The 19685-nt window shown below is 61.9% G+C and carries 16 protein-coding genes; 7 read left to right on the top strand and 9 right to left on the bottom strand.

What is annotated here, in order from left to right:
- Positions 1-23: 23 nt before the first annotated feature.
- Complete coding sequence (locus ACLEJQ_RS10450; RefSeq protein ID WP_440794629.1) at positions 24-2228, bottom strand: LTA synthase family protein; 2205 nt, start codon at positions 2226-2228, stop codon at positions 24-26.
- A 320-nt stretch (positions 2229-2548) separates the two neighbouring features.
- Here ACLEJQ_RS10450 and ACLEJQ_RS10455 point away from each other — a divergent pair, with 320 nt between their 5' ends.
- Together ACLEJQ_RS10455 and ACLEJQ_RS10460 are read left to right on the top strand one after the other, a co-directional pair.
- Positions 2549-3451 carry a LysR family transcriptional regulator gene (locus ACLEJQ_RS10455; RefSeq protein WP_440794631.1) on the top strand — a complete coding sequence of 301 codons (903 nt, stop codon included), beginning with the start codon at positions 2549-2551 and terminating at the stop codon, positions 3449-3451.
- Between the two features lie 126 nt (positions 3452-3577).
- Positions 3578-4204, top strand: a complete 627-nt coding sequence (locus ACLEJQ_RS10460; protein WP_440794633.1) for a glutathione S-transferase family protein — start codon at positions 3578-3580, stop codon at positions 4202-4204.
- Between the two features lie 172 nt (positions 4205-4376).
- Here ACLEJQ_RS10460 and ACLEJQ_RS10465 read toward each other — a convergent pair whose 3' ends face one another.
- The 8 genes from ACLEJQ_RS10465 to ACLEJQ_RS10500 are packed head-to-tail and all read right to left on the bottom strand — an operon-like array spanning position 4377 to position 13377.
- Entirely contained in the window at positions 4377-5507 is a 1131-nt protein-coding gene (locus tag ACLEJQ_RS10465; protein WP_440794635.1) for a glycosyltransferase family 4 protein, read from the bottom strand.
- Positions 5508-6638 carry a glycosyltransferase family 4 protein gene (locus tag ACLEJQ_RS10470; protein ID WP_440794637.1) on the bottom strand — a complete coding sequence of 377 codons (1131 nt, stop codon included), beginning with the start codon at positions 6636-6638 and terminating at the stop codon, positions 5508-5510.
- Positions 6629-7996 carry a glycosyltransferase family 4 protein gene (locus ACLEJQ_RS10475; protein ID WP_440794639.1) on the bottom strand — a complete coding sequence of 456 codons (1368 nt, stop codon included), beginning with the start codon at positions 7994-7996 and terminating at the stop codon, positions 6629-6631. Before ACLEJQ_RS10475 ends, ACLEJQ_RS10470 begins: the two co-directional genes overlap by 10 nt.
- Entirely contained in the window at positions 7993-9258 is a 1266-nt protein-coding gene (locus ACLEJQ_RS10480) for an ABC transporter ATP-binding protein (protein ID WP_440794641.1), read from the bottom strand. The genes ACLEJQ_RS10475 and ACLEJQ_RS10480 overlap by 4 nt, the downstream gene beginning before the upstream one ends.
- On the bottom strand, positions 9258-10055 hold the full coding sequence (locus ACLEJQ_RS10485; protein WP_440794792.1) for an ABC transporter permease: 798 nt from the start codon (positions 10053-10055) through the stop codon (positions 9258-9260). The genes ACLEJQ_RS10480 and ACLEJQ_RS10485 overlap by 1 nt, the downstream gene beginning before the upstream one ends.
- Positions 10055-11497 (bottom strand): mannose-1-phosphate guanylyltransferase/mannose-6-phosphate isomerase, encoded by a 1443-nt coding sequence (locus ACLEJQ_RS10490; protein WP_440794643.1) that lies wholly within the window; start codon positions 11495-11497, stop codon positions 10055-10057. Before ACLEJQ_RS10490 ends, ACLEJQ_RS10485 begins: the two co-directional genes overlap by 1 nt.
- A gap of 3 nt (positions 11498-11500) precedes the next feature.
- Positions 11501-12469, bottom strand: a complete 969-nt coding sequence (gmd, locus tag ACLEJQ_RS10495; protein ID WP_440794645.1) for a GDP-mannose 4,6-dehydratase — start codon at positions 12467-12469, stop codon at positions 11501-11503.
- A complete protein-coding gene (locus ACLEJQ_RS10500) occupies positions 12466-13377 on the bottom strand; it encodes a GDP-mannose 4,6-dehydratase (protein WP_440794647.1) in 912 nt (303 codons plus the stop codon). The genes gmd and ACLEJQ_RS10500 overlap by 4 nt, the downstream gene beginning before the upstream one ends.
- A gap of 426 nt (positions 13378-13803) precedes the next feature.
- Between ACLEJQ_RS10500 and ACLEJQ_RS10505 the strand changes: the two genes are divergently transcribed.
- Genes ACLEJQ_RS10505 through ACLEJQ_RS10525 form a run of 5 tightly spaced genes read left to right on the top strand, consistent with a single transcriptional unit; the run spans position 13804 to position 19532 of the window.
- Positions 13804-15423, top strand: a complete 1620-nt coding sequence (locus ACLEJQ_RS10505) for a glycosyltransferase (RefSeq protein WP_440794649.1) — start codon at positions 13804-13806, stop codon at positions 15421-15423.
- Positions 15417-16709 (top strand): glycosyltransferase, encoded by a 1293-nt coding sequence (locus tag ACLEJQ_RS10510; protein ID WP_440794651.1) that lies wholly within the window; start codon positions 15417-15419, stop codon positions 16707-16709. Before ACLEJQ_RS10505 ends, ACLEJQ_RS10510 begins: the two co-directional genes overlap by 7 nt.
- Positions 16706-17578 (top strand): class I SAM-dependent methyltransferase, encoded by an 873-nt coding sequence (locus tag ACLEJQ_RS10515; protein WP_440794653.1) that lies wholly within the window; start codon positions 16706-16708, stop codon positions 17576-17578. The genes ACLEJQ_RS10510 and ACLEJQ_RS10515 overlap by 4 nt, the downstream gene beginning before the upstream one ends.
- Positions 17575-18723, top strand: a complete 1149-nt coding sequence (locus ACLEJQ_RS10520) for an acyltransferase family protein (RefSeq protein WP_440794655.1) — start codon at positions 17575-17577, stop codon at positions 18721-18723. The genes ACLEJQ_RS10515 and ACLEJQ_RS10520 overlap by 4 nt, the downstream gene beginning before the upstream one ends.
- The gene (locus tag ACLEJQ_RS10525; protein WP_440794657.1) at positions 18717-19532 is read left to right on the top strand and encodes a class I SAM-dependent methyltransferase; all 816 of its coding nucleotides are present in this window, start codon (positions 18717-18719) and stop codon (positions 19530-19532) included. The genes ACLEJQ_RS10520 and ACLEJQ_RS10525 overlap by 7 nt, the downstream gene beginning before the upstream one ends.
- Positions 19533-19685: the final 153 nt, after the last annotated feature.

Here is a 19685-nt window from a genome sequence, read left to right on the forward strand (position 1 = left end):
GGTGCAGACCTCAGGGTGTCGGCTCAACTGGACTGGACCTCGCCCTCGTCCTGCATGTCATCCAGGTACTCCGGCTGGTCCGCCTGATCGAGCGGCTCGGTCACGACGCTGAAATCGCTGATCTCGATAGCTCCAACGCCATGGCCGAGCAGGTGAAAGGAAAACGCCTTGCGCGGTTGCGGGTTGTCGAAGCTGATGTTCATCACTAGCGGCTGCTCGGGCGTGACCGCTACGTCGGTCGGCAAATCCATCGGTACATCGCGTTCGAACTCCTTGGCCTTGAGAGATATGTACGCAGCATGCTCCGGCTCCAGGGCGCGGATGGTCAGGCTGACACGGGTCTGCGAACCCTTGGGCATCTCCAGGTATTGAGCGCCGATCAGGTTATCGGTCCAGTCGTTGGTGACCTGGGCCGGCAGTGGAATCTTGTCCGCGCTGCCGAACTGGTAATGCTGGTTCAGCGGCGTAGGTGAAAGGGTCTGGCCCAGGGCCGCGGCGCGGGCGTCGATCAACCGGGCACGCTGGCCGCTGAATTGTCCGGCGTAATTGGCGTGATCGGCGATAAAGCCTTCGCTGGTGTAGTCACGGCAACGTTGCTGGAAATCGCATTCGGTGAACCGGCCCTTGCCATCGTGATAGCGCAGCTTGCCATTGGTGAATGACATGATTTCCCGACCTGTCTGGTAGTCCCGGAACATCGAGCGGCCGGACAACGAGCTGGGCACTGCAAAGCCGAAGTAATCGAGGATCGAGGCGCTCAGGTCGACATGGCCGTAGACGCCGTTCTTGATTCGGGGCAATGGTTCCGGGGCCAGGGTCAGGTTGAACCCCCAGGAGGACGCCAGGCGCACATCATCGATGCCGTGGGATTCGTCCGAGGTGATGACCACCAGTGTGCTGTCCAGGATGCCCTGACGCTCCAGGCCAGCCAGGAAGCTCTCCAGCGCGTCATCCAGGTAACCGACGGCGGCCTGTTTGGCGGTGTCGTAGCGTTGCAGATAGTCATCCGGCGCCGAGTACGGCTGGTGGGTGCCCACGGTCAGCAGAGTGAGCATCCAGGGTTTGTCCGCCTGTTGCAGTTGTGCGACGTAATCCAGTGCGCCCTCGAAGAAAGTCTTGTCATCCATACCCCAAGGGAATTGCAGGTAGGCCGGTCGGGTGAACCAGTCCATGCCCAGGGTCGTGTCGAAGCCGATGTGCGGCATGATCCGGTCCTTGGCCATGAACCGCAGGCCGGCGCCCTGCAGGAAGTGGGTAGAGAACCCGTTCTGGCGTAACTGGGCCGGCAGGCAGGCCTGGTTGCGCTGGGTCTGGTTGAGCATTTCGACGCCTTTGGGCGTGCCGTCGTCGAGCTTGTCGTAGTCGCCACACAGCATCGCGTAGAGGCCGCGAATGGTCTGATGGCTATGCAGGACGTAATCAGGAGTGTTCATGCCACGCTCGGCCCAGGCACTGAGGTGCGGCATCAGGTGTTCCTGATAGCGGCTATTCAAGGCCTGACGGTTGGCCTTCACATAGGCTCCGGGAATACCCTCCAGAGCAATGATCAGGACGTTGCGGGCGGTCCCGGATGCGGCGAGCAGTTTTTCCCCATTCAGGTCCAGTCGGGTCAGCCCCTGCATGGGCGGGGCCGGATCCACCGCATCGCCGTCGAGCCATTGCTGGGCCCGTTCCTGCCCGGCGACGATGCCCGCCGCGACCAGTTGGTGTGGCAGGTTGAATACGTTCCACTGGTCCGCCTCGCTCGGCCGCCAGGATTGCACGGCGCTGTGAACCAGCAATAGCGTCACCGGCAATGCCCAGGCGTGGCGTGGCAAGCGCGCCTGCCGGGAAGGGTGACCGGTCCAGCGGACCACCAGCCAGAGGGCCAGCGCCACCAGTTGGATCGCCGCCAGCCAGGGATGGGCGAAACCGCCGCTGGTGGAGTTCTCGACGAACTGCGGATCGAACAGATAATGCAGGTCCGAGGGATTGGGCATCCGCCCGACGGCGCTGACCAACTCGATGCTGGCGAGCATCAACGTACTCCAGGCCAGCAACACCGGCAATGCCAGCCACCAGGGGCGACGGTGGAGCAACACGACCAGCAAACCACCAATGCCCAGGTCCGAGAGGTAGCCCAAGGGGTCGGACCAACCGAGTGCCAGGCGTAGGGTGATGGGGACCAGCAGTACGCAGCTGGCCAGGGCGATGAGAGACGTACTCGAACGGGAAAAAATGGAATTCACTAAAACAGGCCTTTCAGTTCAAGCCAAACCATGGGGTTGCACACGTACCCTGTGGGAGCGAGCCTGCTCGCGATAGCGGTGTGTCAGCCAACATGCATGGATGTTGTTCCGACGCCATCGCGAGCAGGCTCGCTCCCACAGGGTTTTCCTTCAGTCATTGAGCGCGATGGTACCAAGCACCGCCGCACTGGGCGGCGCCAATCTCCTGGTGTCCGGCTGCGCCAGGCTGTGGTTCACTGGTCCGGGCCTCTACACTGGGCGTGTGGCGCTGCTTCGAGGTGTTTAGAAAACTTGTATCAGGATTTCTCATCGGGGGATGGATGGACAGGTTCCAGGAAATGCAGGTCTTTGTCGCAGTCGCCCAGGATGCGGGCTTTTCGGCCGCAGCGCGGCGCCTGGGGTTGTCGGCGGCCAGCGTGACGCGGGCAGTGGCGGGGCTTGAACAACGCATCGGTACGCCGCTGTTGGTGCGCACCACACGCAACGTTTACTTGAGCGAAGCCGGCCAGCGTTTTCTCGATGACAGTCGGCGGATTCTCGCGGACTTGCAGGAGGCCGAGGATTCGGCGGCCGGCAGCCACGTACAGCCGCGAGGGCAACTGACGATTACCGCGCCGGTATTGTTCGGTCAGTCGTTCGTCACGCCGGCGCTGGTCGACTACCTGCAACGGTTTCCGGAAGTCTGCATCAATGCGCTGCTGTTGGACCGCACGGTCAGCATGGTGGAGGAGGGCATCGACGTGGCGGTGCGCATTGGCGAACTTCCGGACAGCAACCTGCACGCCATCCGTGTGGGCGAGGTGCGCCGTGTGGTGTGCGGTTCGCCTGGATTTTTTGCGCGCCACGGACGGCCCGAGCATCCTCAGGACCTCGAGCGGATGCCGGTGGTGGCGTCTTCGGCCATCGGCCAGATCAAGAACTGGACCTTCATCGACGCAGGCCAGGCTATGGCCGTCCGGCCCCTGCCGCGCCTGGTAGTGACCGCCAACCAGGCGGCGATTACGGCCGCCTGCCAGGGGCTGGGCATGACCCGGGTCCTGTCGTACCAAGTGGCGGGCAATGTGGCGGCCGGCGAACTGGAAATCGTCCTGGCTGAATTCGAGCTGCCGCCGCTGCCCATCCATGTCGTCTATCAGGGCGGCCGCAATGCGCCGGCGCGGGTGCGCAGTTTTGTCGATTTCATGGTCAGCGCCTTGCGTGAACATGCGGCCTTGAGCGGTTGAATTGATTGTTTCATGAGACGAAACGATGGATTGCATTTGCGGGTGATTCTCCTGGTTTCGCCCACGGAGCAAGATGACTCCATCGACGCCGTTGTGCTGATGGCGTCACTCTCAGCGGAGTTGACCATGAAACCTATCAAGCACTACCACTTCCCACTTTCCGGCCATTCGCACCGTGTCCAACTGATGCTTTCGTTGCTTGAGCTGCCGGTCGAAGTGGTTTTCGTCGACCTGGCCAAGGGCGCCCACAAGTCGCCTGAATTCCTGGCGATCAATGCGTTTGGCCAGGTACCGGTCATCGACGACGACGGCGTGGTGCTGGCGGACTCCAACGCCATCCTGGTGTACCTGGCGACCAAGTATGGCAAGGACCGCTGGTTGCCGACCGACCCGATCGGTGCCGCCCGGGTGCAGCGCTGGTTGTCGGCAGCTGCCGGGCCGATCCACGCCGGGCCTGCGACGGCGCGATTGATCACGGTGTTTGGTGCGGCCTACAACGCCGAGGACGTGATCGCCCGTGCCCACGGCCTGTTGAAAGTGGTGGATCAGGAACTGAGCACCAGCCGCTATCTGGCCGGTGATGTGCCCACCATCGCCGATATTTCCGCCTACACATATATCGCTCACGCGCCGGAGGGCAATGTGTCGCTGGATGATTACGCGAACGTTCAGGCCTGGCTGGCGCGGATCGAAGCCTTGCCGCATTTTGTGGGCATGCCGCGTACGGTCGTGGGGTTGCAGCGGCACGCCTGAAACAACTGAAATTTCCTGTGGCGAGGGAGCTTGCTCCCGCTGGGCTGCGCAGCAGCCCCAACAAGCAGCTCCTCGGTAGTTGGTTCATGTTGCGGCGTGACATCAAAGGTCTGCTGCGCAGCCCAGCGGGAGCGAGCTCCCTCGCCACGGGGATTTGTGGCGCATCCTGATCCTAGGCATAGGACAGCGCCCGCTCCTCCAGCATTTCTTCATACAGCCGCACCCATCTGCGTCCCATTTCTTCGGAGGTGAACAGCTGACGGTAGCGGGCTTCGGCCTTCTGGCCCATGGCTCGGGCCTGGTCAGGGTTTTCCCACAGAGTGCGCATTGCCTCGCGGAACGCCTCGGGGTTACTGGGAGGCACCACCAGCCCGGTTTCGTCGTGGATGTTGATGTAGCTGGTGCCGGTGCCGATTTCACTGGAGATCATTGGTTTACCGAACATCGCGCCTTCGAGCAGGGAAATGCCGAAGGCCTCCGAGCGCAGGTGCGAGGGGAATACGATGGCGTAGCTCAGCTCCAGTAGCGCCACCTTGTCTTCGTCCCCCAGGCGTCCGAGGAAATGCAGGTTGCGCAGGCCCAGTGCCTTGGCCTGGGCATGCAGTTGCTTCTCCAGCGGGCCGGCACCGACGATGACCACCGGATAGTCCACGCCTTCAAGGGCATCGAGCAGAATGTGCAGGCCTTTGTAGTAGCGCATCACGCCGACGAACAGGAAGAAGCGTTCGCCCAGTTTGGCCTTCCACCTCGCCATGCGCTCGCTGTCAGGCTGTGGATAACTGGTCTTGTTGAGGCCGTAGGTGATGACTCTGGTTTTATCCGGGTAATTCTTGAGCACATCGCTGGTGTGCACGTAGTTCGGCGATGCCGCGACGATGCGATCGGCGCCGTCCAGGAAGCGGCGCATCAAGGGCCGATACAGCGTCAGCAGATGGCGCTGGCGGACAATGTCCGAATGGTAAGTGACGACGTAGGGTTTTTTGATGGCGCTGCAAAAGTGCACCACGTCCATGAATGGCCAGGGAAAGTGATAGTTGATCACGTCGGCTTCGGCGGCCAGCTCGCGGAATTTTCTGAAAACGCTGTAGGAGAACCCGGTGGAGGCGAGTTGGAAATCCATGCGAGCCTGATGCACGACATGCTGCCGGATCTTCATCGGCCCGGGGTCTGGCCGCCCGCTCAGGGTCAACACGGTGTTATCGATAGCCAACCGGTCGGTGCTATCGCACAGCTGAAAGATCACCTGTTCGATGCCGCCCATGGAATCAGGCAGGTAGGTTTTGTAAAAGTGCAGGACTCGCATTCAACCCCCCAAGGCCTGGCGATACGCTGCAGCGGTCAACTTCGCGCAACGTTCCCAAGAAAACAGCGTCGCTTGTTGCAATCCGGCCGCCCGGCACGCCTGCCAGTGCTGCCGGTCTTCGATCAACCGCAGCATAGCCTCCCGCAGTTCCTGGGGATCGTCCGGTTCACAATAGTTGCCGGCTGGCCCCGCCACTTCGGGCATTGCCGAGCAGCGGGTGGTGATCACCGGCGTGCCGCTGGCCATGGCTTCGAGCACCGGCAGGCCGAAGCCTTCGTAGCGCGACGGAAAAACCAGTGCTCGTGCGCCGGCCAGCAACTGGGCCACCTGTTCGTCCGGTAAGTAACCAGCCAGACATACGTGGCCGTCGGCCAGGGCGCTTTTCAATTCGGCGTTGAGCTGCGCCTGCTGCCATCCGCTCATTCCAACGATAAACAAAGGGAAGGCCTGGCGCACCGACTCGGGCAAGGCTGCGTGGGCTCGCAGGGCGAGCGACAGGTTCTTGCGCGGCTCCAGCGTACCGACGCACAGTAAATAGCGACCCGCCTCCAACCCGTGGGCCTTGAGCACGCCGTCGATAGCCTCGGGTTCACGAGGGTGGAAACGTGCCGAGATGCCCAGCGGGGCAACTCGCAGGCGTTCGGCTGGCAGACCGAAGTGCTGCCGGACTTCATCGGCGATGAACTGCGAGTCCGTCAGGATCAGTCGTGCCTGTTCCACGGCGTGGCCCAACCTGCGCTCGATTTCCCTGAGCCGGGCTGGCGGTTGCGTTTCGGGATAACGCAGGTGAGTCAAATCATGCAGGGTCATCACGGTCGGACCGTCGAAGGCCAGCGGCCACAGGCTGGGCTCGTGGTACAGGTCGATGACCTGGGAACGGCGCTGATCGAAGCGTTTCTGTTCAAGCCAGCGACGCGCCCGATAGGCCCCCGGAACCTGGCGCAGCAGTGGGCCCAGGCGCGAATAGCCCGGCATGGCGGCTTGCGGCAACTGCGAACTCCAGCCCCAGCCGTGAAACAGAGACAAGTGCACATCTGGTTCCCGGGTCAGGGCCATTGCCAGTTCCGCCACGTAATGGCCGATTCCGGTACGAGGGGCCTGGAGAATCCGGGCGTTGAAGGCTATCCGCATACCGTTTCCCGGTCGGAGGCAGTAGTCGTCACGTGATGTTCGATGCGTTCCACCAGTTGCTCACTGGCCTGGCGCCAGCTCAGCCATTGCCATTGGTTCAGAGGGCGAGCTGCCGGAAAAATCCCGCTGAGCTCCATGCCGGTGACCAGGTCCGCCAGGCTTTGCGGGTCATCGAGGTCGAAATAGACCATGAAGTCGCCGCCGATCTCCCGAAACACTTCGATGTCACTGCCCATCGCCGGCAGGCCGCGTTGCATGGCTTCGACCAGGGGCAGGCCGAAGCCTTCCACGTAGGATGGGAACACCAGTGCGGTGGCATGCTGGTAGGCATGTTCGAGGCTTCGGTCCGAAAGATTGTTGAACATGAACAGGCGTTTGTTGAGTTGCGGATGACGTTCGATCCGTTCGATCAGGGCTTCGCATTTCCAGCCGATTTTCCCGACGATGCACAACCGTGCCCGTGAGCCGGACGCCCAGGCGCGTTCAAAGGCGTCGAGCAGATACGCATGGTTTTTGCGCGGCTCGATGGTGCTGACCATCAGAAATACCGGCTCGGGTTTCTCGAGCATTCGCTGCAGATCCTGGTCGACCTTGAGGTTGGGGTCCACCAGATCCAGTTCGCTACCCAAGTGGAAATAGTCGAACCAACGTTCTTGTGCTTGCTGTGCGCCGATGCGCCGTACCAGTTCCTCGCGCACCTGGTCGCGGATGGTGGTGGAAATAGCCATGTAGCCGTCGGCGGTGCGGGCGATCCAGTCGAACCAATGGTTGAATACCTTGACCAGCCCTGCGTCGCAGAATTGCGGATGAGTCAGAGGGATCAGGTCGTAGATCACGGAGATGATCCCGACGCCGTCGCGCTTGAGCCGTTCGGCCAAGGGGAAAAAGCCGGAGTGCCACGAGGAATCCAGTAACACCAGCTGGTCACCTGCACGGTGTTGCAACGGTACGCTGCGTGCCGGGGCTTGTTCGCGGGTGAGGACACGGTCGATCAGCCGGATCGGGATGCTCAGACAGGCCACGGCGAATAACCGGCAGCCCCAGTACAACAGACGACGGGCCCAAACGGATTGGCTGAAGGGGCGCCGCCGTTCGAGGGTTCGCTGCCTTAGCCAGAAGAGATTGGCGAACTGTTGCAGCTTTGCCCGCAGGCCGGCCAGGTCCAGGCCCTTTGCAGGCAGCGGCGCCAGGCTTTTCACTTCGTACAGCTCACCCTGCAGCATCACCACTGGAATGCATTCGCGCTGCTGGTCTTTGGCCGGTAGCTCGCGAATCACATTGCGCACTACCCGCTGAATGCCGGAGTTGTCACTCGGGTGATCGTACACGTAGGTGCAATCCACCAACAGGCGAGTCATGGCAACTCCTTTTGCGCAAGCGCTTCGACGGCAGGCCGGCTGGAACGCTGGATGCTGGTCCGGGCCGCTAGCCACGAACAGCCAACGAAATCTTCCTGGCGATTGTTGATCACGTGAAAAACCAGTCCATAGTCGCGCCACTCGAAATTGCGGTCCAGATGCGAATCCAGTCGCGACAGGCTCAGGGCAACGGAATAGTTGCCCTTGCCCAGGCGCATGTCGAAGCTGAAGCGGAAGGTGATGCGTTCGCCGGCCACCAGGTCGGTGACGGCCTGGTCCTGGCGATGGGTATTGATGCCGTACATGGGCTGGCCGAGGCGGTCCTTGATCAGGAAGCCCAGCACCAGCCGCTCGATGTCCTTGCGGATCTCGACCCGCACCTGCAATACCATCGGTTGGCCAATCTCGGCCACTTCCACCGGCTGGCCGTGGCTGTCGAGCAGTTGTACATCGAGAATACCGGCCTCGCCGGTGCCGGAAATCGTCCGCACCTGGCCGTTGGCGAGCATTTCCTGGCGCACGATCTGACCTTCGCGCTGGGCCAGCATCGCGTTGTAATAGTCCATCACTTCTTCGGGCCTGCCGTGCATGGCCATGCGTCCGTTTTCGAGCAGGATCGCGCTGTCGCAGATCGACTGGATTGCCGAACGGTCATGGGACACGATCAGCAAGGTCGTGCCGGCTTTGCGGAAGCTGCGGATGCGCTCGAAGCTCTTGTGCTGGAAGTAGGCGTCGCCCACCGACAGCGCTTCGTCGACGATCAGAATATCCGGTCGCCGGGCAGTGGCGACGCTGAAGGCCAGGCGCATCTGCATGCCGCTGGAATAGGTGCGCACCGGTTGGTCGATGGCCTCGCCAATTTCGGCAAACCCTTCGATCTGCGGCATCAGTGCCTGGATTTCTTCTACCTGCATGCCCAACAACTGACCGGCCATGAACGCGTTCTGGCGGCCCGTGAAGTCCGGGTGAAAACCCATGCCCAATTCCAGCAATGCGGCCACGCGACCTCGCACCTCGATGTGGCCGCAGGTGGGTTGGGTGGTGCCGGTGATCATCTTGAGCAAGGTGCTTTTACCGGCGCCGTTGACCCCGACGATGCCAACGGCCTCGCCAGGCTGGATCTCGAAATCCACGCCTTGCAGGATCCAGTGCAACTGATGACGTGGAGGGGAAAACGGAATCGCCCATTCGAACAGCCGGCTCCAGCGATTCGGATACTGCTTGTAGGCCTTGCCCAGGCCACTGACGCGCAAATGTCCCATCAGAGTTCGTCCACCATCTCACCGCCGCGCTGACGGAACATCCGCAAGCCCACGGCGCACAACAGCAGGCCGACCACCAGCAGCGGCGTCAGCGAACCCCAGGCCGGCCACTGGTTATACAGGAACAGGTTCTGGTAGCTCTGCATCAGGGCGGTCATGGGATTGAAGACGAGCAGTTGCTGGACCGATGGCGGAAGAATCGTCATCGGATACACGATCGGCGTCAGCCAGAACCAGAATTGCAGGAAAATCCCGAACAGCTGGCCGACGTCGCGGAAAAACACATTGAGAATTCCCAACAGCATGCCCAGCCCGGCGGCGAACATCACTTGCAGGGCCAGCAACGGCACTAACGCCAGTAGGCTCAAGCCCGGCAGGCGACCGGTGATCAGCAGGAAGCCGAGAAACAATCCGAGGATGATCGCAAAGTTGATCCCGGCATTGAGCAGCACGATCACCGGCAGACAGATCCGGGGAAAGCTGATTTTTTTCAAAAGGTTGGCGTTTTCCAGGAACATGCCCTGGCTGCGGGTGGTGATTTCCGCGAACAGCCCCCAGGTCAGAAGCCCGGCACACAGGTAGACGCTGTAGGCCATGCCGTCTTCTACCCCTGGCAGGCGCGCGCGCATGATGTGGGAAAAAATCACCGTGTAGACCAGGATCATCGACAGCGGGTTGAGCACTGTCCACAACGCGCCGAACAACGAGTTGCGATACCGCGCCTGGAACTCGCGCTTGACGCTGCCGAGGACGAAGCCGCGGTAGCTCCACAGTGTGCGCTGCAATGCCAGCAACATCATACGACCCTGCCGTAGTGATCCTCGAAGCGCACGATGTCGTCTTCGCCCAGGTATTCACCGCTCTGGACTTCGATGATGACCAGGTCGATCACGCCGGGGTTCTCCAGGCGATGCTTGTGGCCGGCGGGGATGAACGTCGATTCGTTCTTGGCCACCAGGTGCGAACCCGAGCCGTTGTTGGTGACCTTGGCCATGCCTTCGACCACTACCCAATGCTCGTTGCGGTGGTGGTGCATCTGCAGCGACAGCGACGCGCCGGGCTTGACCACGATGCGCTTGATCTTGAAGCGGCGGCCTTCCTCGAGCACGGTGTAACTGCCCCAGGGGCGGCTGACCGTACGGTGCAGGCGATAGGCTTCGTGGTCCTTATCCTTGAGTTGCCGTGCCACGCGGCGTACGTCCTGGGCGCGGTCGGCGTGGGCCACCAACACGGCGTCTGCGGTGTCGATGATGATCAGGTTTTCCACGCCCAGAGCGGCCACGAGGCGGTCCTCGCCCTGGACAAAGTTGTTCTGGCTGTCGATGAACAACGCCTCGCCCGTGGCGCGGTTGTTCCGGGCATCGGCGGGCACCAGGTCAGCCACGGCGTTCCAGGAGCCGATGTCGCTCCAGTCAAATGAGGCTGGAATCACCACGACGTTGGTGGAGCGCTCCATCAAGGCGTAGTCGATGGAGATGTCCGGCATGTCGCTGAAATGGCTCGCGGACAACTCCTGTTGCACGCAGCCTGAAGTCTCCACGGCTGTGCTGGCCGTAACGCAGACCCGCGCCTGCTCCAACAGCTCGGGTGCGTGGGTTTGCAGCTCCGCCAGCAGGGTCTTGACGCAAAAGCAGAACATCCCGGAATTCCACAGGAACCGGCCACTTTCCAGGTAATGGGTGGCGGTCTGCAGATCCGGTTTTTCAACGAAACGCACGACCCTGGCCGCGCCCTTGGTATCCAGCGGCTCGCCGCGCTCGATATAACCGAAGCCGGTTTCGGCGGCCGTGGGCAGTACGCCGAAGGTCACCAGGTGCCCGCTCTTTGCCAGTTCCACTGCATGCTCCACGGAGGACCTGAACGCGGCCTCATCCCGGATCAGGTGGTCGGCGGGCATTACCACCAGGATCGCATCGTCGCCGTGCAGCGCTTGTACCGCCAGGGTCGCGGCGGCGATGGCCGGCGCGGTGTTACGGCCGGTCGGTTCCAGCACGAAATGCCCGCGATGCCGTTGCAGCTGGGCGCTTTGATAATGGTCGCGGCTCTGGAAGTAGTACTCGCGATTGGTCACGGTGACAATATCGCCGCGACCGTCGAACAGCCCGGCGGCACGACGATACGTCTTGCCCAGCAGCGACTGGCCGTCGGGCAGGATCATGAAGGGTTTCGGATGGCCTTCGCGGGACACCGGCCACAGCCTCGTCCCGGCACCGCCGGAAAGAATCACGGGAATGAGCATGGCCTACTCCTTGGCAACGCGTTTCATATCCGCATCCATCATCATGCGGATCAGGGTGTCGAGATCGGTCCTGGGCTTCCAGCCCAGGACCCGCTGGGCCTTGGCCGGGTTGCCGAGCAGCACTTCGACTTCGGCCGGGCGGAAAAACGCCGGGTCGATCTTCACGTAGTCGCGGTAATCCAGGCCCACATGCTCGAAGGCAATTCTGCACATCTCGCGCACGGTGGTGGTGATTCCGGTGGCCACCACGAAATCGTCGGGCTTGTCCTGCTGCAACATCAGCCACATGGCTTCGACGTAGTCACCGGCAAAACCCCAGTCGCGCTTGGCGTCGATATTGCCCAGGCGCAGTTCGGTCTGCTTGCCCTGCTTGATGCGCGCAGCGGCGTCGGTGACCTTGCGGGTCACGAACTCGATGCCGCGCAGGGGCGATTCGTGGTTGAACAGGATGCCGCTGCTGGCGTGCAGGCCGAAGCTCTCGCGGTAGTTGACGGTGATCCAGTGGCCGTACAGTTTCGCCACGCCATAGGGGCTGCGGGGGTAGAACGGCGTGTGCTCGTCCTGTCGCTCGGCCTGGATCAGCCCGAACATTTCGCTGGTGGAGGCCTGGTAGAAACGGGTTTCGGGACTGAACTGGCGAATGGCTTCGAGCAGGTGGGTGACCCCCAGCCCGTCGACGATGCCGGTGGTCACCGGCTGGTCCCAGGACGCGGCGACAAAGCTCTGGGCGGCCAGGTTATACACTTCGTGCGCAGCAGACTTGATCACGGCCCGCTGGACCGAGCAGGCGTCAGCCATGTCACCGTCCAGGTAGACGATGTCCTGTTCGATCCCCATCTCTCGCAGCCGCCAGCGCGAATCGCTGCTGCGCCGCGCCACCAGGCCGTGGACCCTGTAACCCTTGTCGAGCAGCAACTTGGCCAGATACGCGCCGTCCTGGCCGGTGATCCCTGTGATCAATGCACTTTTCATTCTTCTTGTACCCGTATCTCCCAGTCGGACAGGATCGCCCGCAAGGATTGTTGTGTTGTTGTTTCAGGCGTCCATCCGGTGGCTTGTCTTAGCTTGGCTTGGCTACCACAGACACGACGCTGTTCTGCGCGGCGAAGACGCGTAGGGTCCTGGATCAGTTGCACATCGACCTGGGCGATGTCTGCCAGTTGTTCGATCAGGTGGCGGATGCTCTGCTCTTGCCCCGAGCAGATGTTGTAGACCTGTCCCGGCGTACCCTTGTCCAGCAAGGCCAGGTAGGCCGCGATCACGTCGCTGACATCCAGAAAGTCGCGGGTCACGTCGATATCGCCCACTTGCAGCCGGGCCGGTTGCAGGCCCTGTTTGATACGGCTGATCTGCCGGGCGGCACTGGCGATCACGAAACTGTCTTTCTGACCGGGGCCAATGTGATTGAACGGGCGCGCCACCAGTACCGGCCACCCTTCGCTCATGCCCCATTGCAGGCTCAGCAGTTCGGCCGAGAGCTTGCTCACGGCATAGGGGTTGCGCGGGGCAGGGGGGTGCCCTTCGGTGATAGGCAACTGGTCTTCGCTGACCTGGCCATAGACATCACCGGAGCTGACATACAGGAAGGTACCGGTGAAACCTCGGGCCTTGAGGGCCTGAAGCAGGTTGAGGGTGCCGAGCAGGTTGATTTGCAGGGTACGCGCCGGGTCACGGAAGGATTCGGGAACGAATGTCTGGCCTGCCAGGTGGATCACGGCGTCGGGTATTTCAGGCCAGAGACCCTCCAGGGTCTTGGCGTCTGTCAGGTCATAGCGGACAGGGACCGATATCACCTGCCACGCCTCGTGGTTTTCCAGATGAGATTTGATGTGACGTCCCACGAAACCGCTGAGGCCCGTAATGAACAGACGTTTTTTCAAGCATCAATCCCCTTCTGTGGACGCTTCACTTATGGCGAGCCGGTGTGGGAAATTTCCGTAAGATCGGGGAAAAATCGCTCATCGATCAGCCTGGAGGCGCGTTTGTTGTAATTGTTTGACGGTCAATCTGTGCCAAATCTGCGGCAATTTCAACAGTGAAAAACGTGACTGGTCAGTTCTCATATTTATAGTCGGTTTATTCGCGCCAGGCGGTTCACGAACCCTTGGCGGATGTGTTTAGAATGCCCCTCGTCACGCTGCCCGCCCCCGCATTTCGGTCTTCGGATCATGTTGTAGGAAAGGGCCACAACAACAAGAACGAGACGGTAACAAGATCATCGACGAATGCGGCTCCGGCCGGTTCGCTCCGTGACTCGGCCGTCGTGAAGAAAGGCTGCCAGGATGGCGGCCCGATGATGGGGTGCCATGAATTTCATTCTTTACTCGGACGTGAACGATCACTCCATCAGCCGTAGCCTCGGCCGCCCGGAGTACAGCTACTACTTCGTCCTCAAGGCTTACCGCCCGGTTCTTGAGAGCCTGGGTCAGGTGCATGTGGTGTCGTCGGTTGCCGAGGTCGATCCTTTGTACCTGACATTGCAGCGAGCCGGGCAGGACTGCCTGTTTCTTTCATTTTCCCCGCCGCACAAGACACCGTTGGATTTGCAGTGCCCGATGGTCTGTGTGGTGGCATGGGAATTCGATTCGATTCCAGCCGAGCATTGGGACGACGATCCTCGCCACGACTGGAGTCGTACGCTGGCCCGCCATGGCCGGGTGATTACGCTGTCCAGTCATACCGCCGAGGCGATCCGGCGGACCCTGGGCGAGGATTTCCCGGTGTTGGTGTTACCGACGCCGCTGTGGGAGCGCTTTGCCGCTGTTCGTGAGCAATATCCGAGTGTGCCGGTGAACCCGGGCGCGGTCCTGCAAATTCGGGGGTGCATCATCGACACCCGCTCCCTCGGGCTTTCGGCCGATGGCCTGATTGCACCGCTCATCGAAGATGAAGCTGTGCCTGAGCCGGTACCCGAGCCTGTGCCCGTTGCCGAGCCGGCGCCGCCTACCTGGCGGCGGCGTGCATTCATCTCTCGCCATTACCTGCGTGAGGTCATTCGTGTCTTTACGCGTAGCGCCGAGCAGGGCCGCTTATGGCAGATCAAGCACAACCTGTTGTGCTGGTATCGTGAAGCGGTCCGCGACCTGATGCCGGTGCCGCTGCGTATTTTGAGCAGCCGGCTGTTGCGAGGGCCGGCAACCCCGCCGGTCCCGGTGTTTGTCGAGCCGCCACCCGAGCCGCCACCACCGGAGCACCCCCAGGCGATCCTGCCAGATACCAGCCAAATCGTGGAGACCCAGGTCAGCGGGGTGGTGTATGTCAGCGTGTTCAATCCCGATGACGGGCGCAAGAACTGGCACCACCTGATCACAGCATTCTGCTGGGCCCTGCGGGACGTCGAGGACGCCACGCTGGTGTTGAAGATGACTCAGAACGACCTGTCGACCTATTACGTCGAGTTGCTCACGTTGTTATCGCAATTGTCGCCGTTCAGTTGTCGGGTGGTGGTGATGCACGGCTTTCTGAAGGACGAACAGTTTGCCCGTTTGTATGGTGCGGCGAGCTTCTACGTCAATGCTTCGCGCTGCGAAGGCTTGTGCCTGCCGCTGATGGAGTTCATGTCCTGCGCCCGGCCGGCCATCGCGCCGGACCACACAGCGATGCGCGACTACATCGACCCTGAGGTGGCCTTTATCGTCAAGTCCAGCCGTGAGCCGACCATCTGGCCGGAAGATTCGCGCATTTTGTATCGTACCCTGCGCCACCGACCGGATTGGGGGTCGTTGAAACTCGCCTATGAGCAGAGCTATGCCATGGCCCGGCACCAACCGCAGGCCTACCAGGCCATGGCCGAAGCAGCGAACGAGCGGATGCGCCGTTATTGCGGCTTCGAGCCGGTGCGGCAGCGCCTGGCGGATTTCCTGGTGCCGCCCGCGGGTGCCGAGCAACTGCCATTCGTCGCCAGCGCAGGTGCGGCCTCATGCTGATCATCATTTATTCGGAAACCAACCAGACCAACATCCTGGAAAACCTCGGCAAGCCTGAATACAGCTATTACTTCGTGCTCAAGGAGTTTCGCCCGGTGCTGGAGCGGCTGGGGCAGGTGGTCGAAGTGACCCGCCCGGACGAGGAAGTCGATCAGCTGTACGCCGAATGCCAGAGACGTGGCGAGGATTGCGTATTCCTGTCCTTTTCTCCACCCCATCGCACCGCCGCTCACTATGCTTGCCCGACGATTCCGGTATTCGCCTGGGAGTTCAGCACCATCCCTACCGAGAGCTGGCAAGGAGAACCCCGACATGACTGGCGGGTGGTACTGAGTGCTACCGGCATGGCGATCACCCATTCCAGCTTCACCGTCAACGCCGTGCGCGAAGTGATGGGAGCGGACTTTCCCGTCATCGCCATCGCGGCCCCCGTATGGGACCGCTTCGCCACCCGAGGCGCACTGCTGGCCCAACGGCCAACGGTCGAGCACCTGCGTCTGCAACTGCGTGGCTTGTTGATCGACAGCCGCACCACCGACCTGCGTCCCTATGGCCCACCGGCGCATCAGGCCGGCACACCGCTGGTGCTCGACGGCCCACCCCAGGATTGCGAGCTGCTGTTGGACGGTGTGGTCTATACGTCGGTGTTCAACCCGTACGACGGGCGCAAGAACTGGAAGGACATGATCAGCGCCTTTTGCACCACGTTCCGCGACGTCGATGACGCCACGCTGGTGCTCAAGCTGACCCACCACGACGTCGCGTCTGCGCTCACCGACATGCTGCATCACGTCTACAAGAACCAGTCCTATCGCTGTCGTATCGTGCTGATCCACGGTTACCTGGCGGATGCGGATTACGAGCGCCTAGTGGAAGCCACCCGCTACGTGGTCAACAGTTCCTATGGCGAAGGGCAGTGCCTGCCGCTGATGGAGTTCATGTCCTGCGGCCGTCCGGCCATCGCACCGCTGAACACGGCGATGGCCGATTACATCGACCACGACAACGCCTTTGTGGTGGACTCCACAGAGGAGCTGACCGCCTGGCCCCATGATCCCCGAGCGGCCTATCGAACCCTGCGCTACGTCACTGACTGGGACTCGCTGTGCTCGGCCTTTCACGCCAGCTATGACGTGGCCAAGAACGACCCCGAGCGTTATCGCCGGATGTCCGCCCATGCCGTGCGCAGCCTGAAGACATTCTGCAGCCAGGCCAACGCCGAGCAGCGTTTGCATACGTTCTTCCAGCAGTTGTCCGAGCGTCGCCGGAGCGCGTCACAGCCATGATCCAGCGATGGCTAGCACGGCTCAGGCCGCCAGTTGAACCTGCGCTGTCACCTACCGACCGCGTTTCGCCCCGTGATGCAGGGCTCTACGATGCGATGCTGGACGGTTGGTTCTGCAATGAGACCGGCGAGTTGCTCAAAGGCTTCGCCTTGGGCGCCGGCGACACTCTGCTGGACGTGGGTTGTGGAGAGGGCGTGGCGACCCTGTTCGGCGTGCGCCAGGGCGCATCGGTGATCTTTACCGACAGCGAGCACGACAAGGTGCGTGATCTGGCGCGCCAGGTCGCAGGGCATACGGGCGCACCGTTCCTGGGATTGGTGAGCAACAGCTTGCCGCTGCCTCTGGCCGATGGCTGTGCGAATAAAATCGTCTGCATGGAAGTGCTCGAGCATATCCACCAGCCGGAACCGTTCATGGCCGAATTGGTGCGCATGGGCCGGCCAGGAGCGCAGTACTTGCTCAGCGTACCGGCACCGGTGGGCGAGCATCTGCAACAGGGCATCGCGCCGCCCGCCTATTTCCAATCGCCCAACCATGTGCAGATCTTCAGCGCCGAACGCTTTGCCGCGCTGGTGGAGGACGCCGGGCTGGTGATCGAGCATCGCCAGGCCAGCGGATTCTTCTGGGTCATGGGCATGATTTTCTTCTGGGCCAGCCAACAGGCGGCCGGGCGCAGTCTTGAAGGCGCCGTGCGCGACCGCATCCAGGCGCCGTACCCGCCTTTGATGGAGCGCTGGGCCAGTGTCTGGCAGGACTTGCTGACGCAACCCGATGGCTTGGCGATCAAACAGGTGCTGGACCGGTTCATGCCCAAGAGCCAGGTCATCATTGCACGCAAACCCGATCCTTCGGCCAGGGGTGGCGCATGAGCAGCAAGCGGATCCTGGACATCGAGTTGCTGCGCGCCATTGCGGTGGGCGGGGTGCTTTTCCATCACATACAGGGCATGTTCCCGGGCGGCTGGCCGCGCCTGACGGCACTGGCCGGTACGTTCCAGCTGTGGTGGGGGGTGGATCTGTTCTTTGCCATCTCGGGGTTTGTCATCGGGCGCAGCCTGATTCCCCAATTGCGTGGTTGCGACAGCTCCCGACAGTACTGGGCCGTGACCCGCGAATTCTGGATTCGCCGGGCGTTTCGTCTGTTGCCGTCGGCGTGGCTGTGGCTGCTGCTGGTGCTGCTGGCAGTGTTCTTCTTCAATCGCTCCGGCGCGTTCGGCAGCGTGCAGGCCAACCTGCAAGCGACCTTGGCCGGTTTCCTGCAATTTGCCAACCTGCGCTTCGCCGACGCCTTCATGCGCTATGAATACGGCGCCAGTTTCGTCTACTGGACGCTGTCGCTGGAAGAGCAGTTCTATCTGATTTTGCCGCTGCTGGTGTTCGTCTCGCGCCGCTACCTGGTCTGGGTGCTGTTGGCGGTGGTCGTGGTGCAGTTCTTTACCTGGCGGGCGCTGTGGCTGTCGGTTATCCGCACCGATGCCCTGGCGCTTGGCGTGCTGCTCTCGATCTGGAGTCTGCGTCCGGGTTATTGGCGCTTGGAGCCCAAATGGCTGCGCTGGCCCGGGTTTGGGCTGGCGTTGATCGTAGCAGCCGGAGGCGTGATGGCCTGGATCGCGACCGAGCGCTTCAACCTGTCTTTCTACCGACTCGGGGCCATCGCGATACTCAGTGCGGTGCTGGTCTGGGTGGCTTCCTATGACCGGGACTATCTGCTGCCTCGGGGCCGATTGAAGACCGCGCTGACCTGGGTGGGCAGTCGGTCCTACGGGATCTACCTGATCCACGTCCCGGTGTTTTTCCTGCTGCGCGAGTTGTGGTTTCGTTTCGCGCCGTTGGGCTCACAGGACCCGGCGAGCCATCCCTGGCTGGCCCTGTCGTGCGCCTTGTTGTTGATCGGCCTGCTGAGCGAGCTCAACTACCGGCTGGTGGAAATGCCCCTGCGCAATCGCGGCGCCCAACTGGTCGGACGCCTGTCCGCCGCCCGAACCCTTCCTGTCTCCGGAGCCCCTTCATGCTGAGCCTTTTGAAGAAACTCACCACGGGCACGCCCGCGCCCGCTACGCCTGCCGCTGATAAGGTCGACCCTTATATGCTCGGGCTGCACGATGCGATGCTCAGTGGCTGGTTCAACCAGCAGACGGGAGAGCTGTTCAGCGGTTTTCCGGTAACGGCTGACGACACGCTGCTGGACGTGGGCTGCGGCGATGGCGGCAACGTGCATTTTTGCGCGATGCGTGGGGCGAAGATCATCATCGCCGACATCGACGCGGCCAAGGTCGAGGCCACGCGCCAGCGCTTGAGCGACACGCCGGCGCGGGGCGTCGAATGCCACGTGACCGACTGCAACCCGCTGCCCCTCGCCGATGCCACGGCGACTCGGGTGGTCTCCACCGAAGTCATCGAGCACGTCGATGACCCGGCGCAGTTTCTCGCCGAACTGGTGCGGGTCGGCCAACCCGGTGCGCTGTACCTGTTGAGCGTGCCGCACCCCAGCTCCGAAGACCTGCAAAAGGACATCGCCGCGCCGGAGTATTTCCAGAAGCCCAACCACATTCGCATCATCAGCGAAGAGCAGTTCAAGGCGATGGTCAGCGAGGCCGGATTGGAGGTGTTGAGCCACAGCCAGTATGGGTTCTATTGGTCGATGTGGATGCTGCTGTTCTGGGAGGCCAAGGTCGACTTCAGCAACGCCGACCACCCGCTGCTCAATCATTGGGCCGACACCTGGCAGGCGGTGCTCGATTCGCCACGCGGGGCGCAGATCAAGCAGGCGCTGGATGCGGTGGTAGCCAAGAGTCAGGTGATTATTGCGCGTAAGCCTGCTTGATCGGGCGATTTCTTGTGGCGAGGGAGCTTGCTCCCGCTTGGGTGCGCAGCGCCCATTACCGAGGCTGCTTCGCAACCTGAGCGGGAGCAAGCTCCCTCGCCACCGGTTTGCTGTCGACCTATGTGGCGGTAATCTGCCGGCCATTTGGGGTGG

This window comes from Pseudomonas sp. SMV71 (assembly GCF_052042015.1).
GTDB lineage: Bacteria > Pseudomonadota > Gammaproteobacteria > Pseudomonadales > Pseudomonadaceae > Aquipseudomonas.

What these genes read in the sequence shown, in the direction of transcription:
- ACLEJQ_RS10455 (WP_440794631.1), top strand. Translation starts at nt 2,549, where the DNA reads ATGGACAGGTTCCAGGAAATGCAGGTCTTTGTCGCAGTCGCCCAGGAT.
- ACLEJQ_RS10460 (WP_440794633.1), top strand. Translation starts at nt 3,578, where the DNA reads ATGAAACCTATCAAGCACTACCACTTCCCACTTTCCGGCCATTCGCAC.
- ACLEJQ_RS10465 (WP_440794635.1), bottom strand. Translation starts at nt 5,507, where the DNA reads ATGCGAGTCCTGCACTTTTACAAAACCTACCTGCCTGATTCCATGGGC.
- ACLEJQ_RS10470 (WP_440794637.1), bottom strand. Translation starts at nt 6,638, where the DNA reads ATGCGGATAGCCTTCAACGCCCGGATTCTCCAGGCCCCTCGTACCGGA.
- ACLEJQ_RS10475 (WP_440794639.1), bottom strand. Translation starts at nt 7,996, where the DNA reads ATGACTCGCCTGTTGGTGGATTGCACCTACGTGTACGATCACCCGAGT.
- ACLEJQ_RS10480 (WP_440794641.1), bottom strand. Translation starts at nt 9,258, where the DNA reads ATGGGACATTTGCGCGTCAGTGGCCTGGGCAAGGCCTACAAGCAGTAT.
- ACLEJQ_RS10485 (WP_440794792.1), bottom strand. Translation starts at nt 10,055, where the DNA reads ATGTTGCTGGCATTGCAGCGCACACTGTGGAGCTACCGCGGCTTCGTC.
- ACLEJQ_RS10490 (WP_440794643.1), bottom strand. Translation starts at nt 11,497, where the DNA reads ATGCTCATTCCCGTGATTCTTTCCGGCGGTGCCGGGACGAGGCTGTGG.
- gmd (WP_440794645.1), bottom strand. Translation starts at nt 12,469, where the DNA reads ATGAAAAGTGCATTGATCACAGGGATCACCGGCCAGGACGGCGCGTAT.
- ACLEJQ_RS10505 (WP_440794649.1), top strand. Translation starts at nt 13,804, where the DNA reads ATGAATTTCATTCTTTACTCGGACGTGAACGATCACTCCATCAGCCGT.
- ACLEJQ_RS10510 (WP_440794651.1), top strand. Translation starts at nt 15,417, where the DNA reads ATGCTGATCATCATTTATTCGGAAACCAACCAGACCAACATCCTGGAA.
- ACLEJQ_RS10515 (WP_440794653.1), top strand. Translation starts at nt 16,706, where the DNA reads ATGATCCAGCGATGGCTAGCACGGCTCAGGCCGCCAGTTGAACCTGCG.
- ACLEJQ_RS10520 (WP_440794655.1), top strand. Translation starts at nt 17,575, where the DNA reads ATGAGCAGCAAGCGGATCCTGGACATCGAGTTGCTGCGCGCCATTGCG.
- ACLEJQ_RS10525 (WP_440794657.1), top strand. Translation starts at nt 18,717, where the DNA reads ATGCTGAGCCTTTTGAAGAAACTCACCACGGGCACGCCCGCGCCCGCT.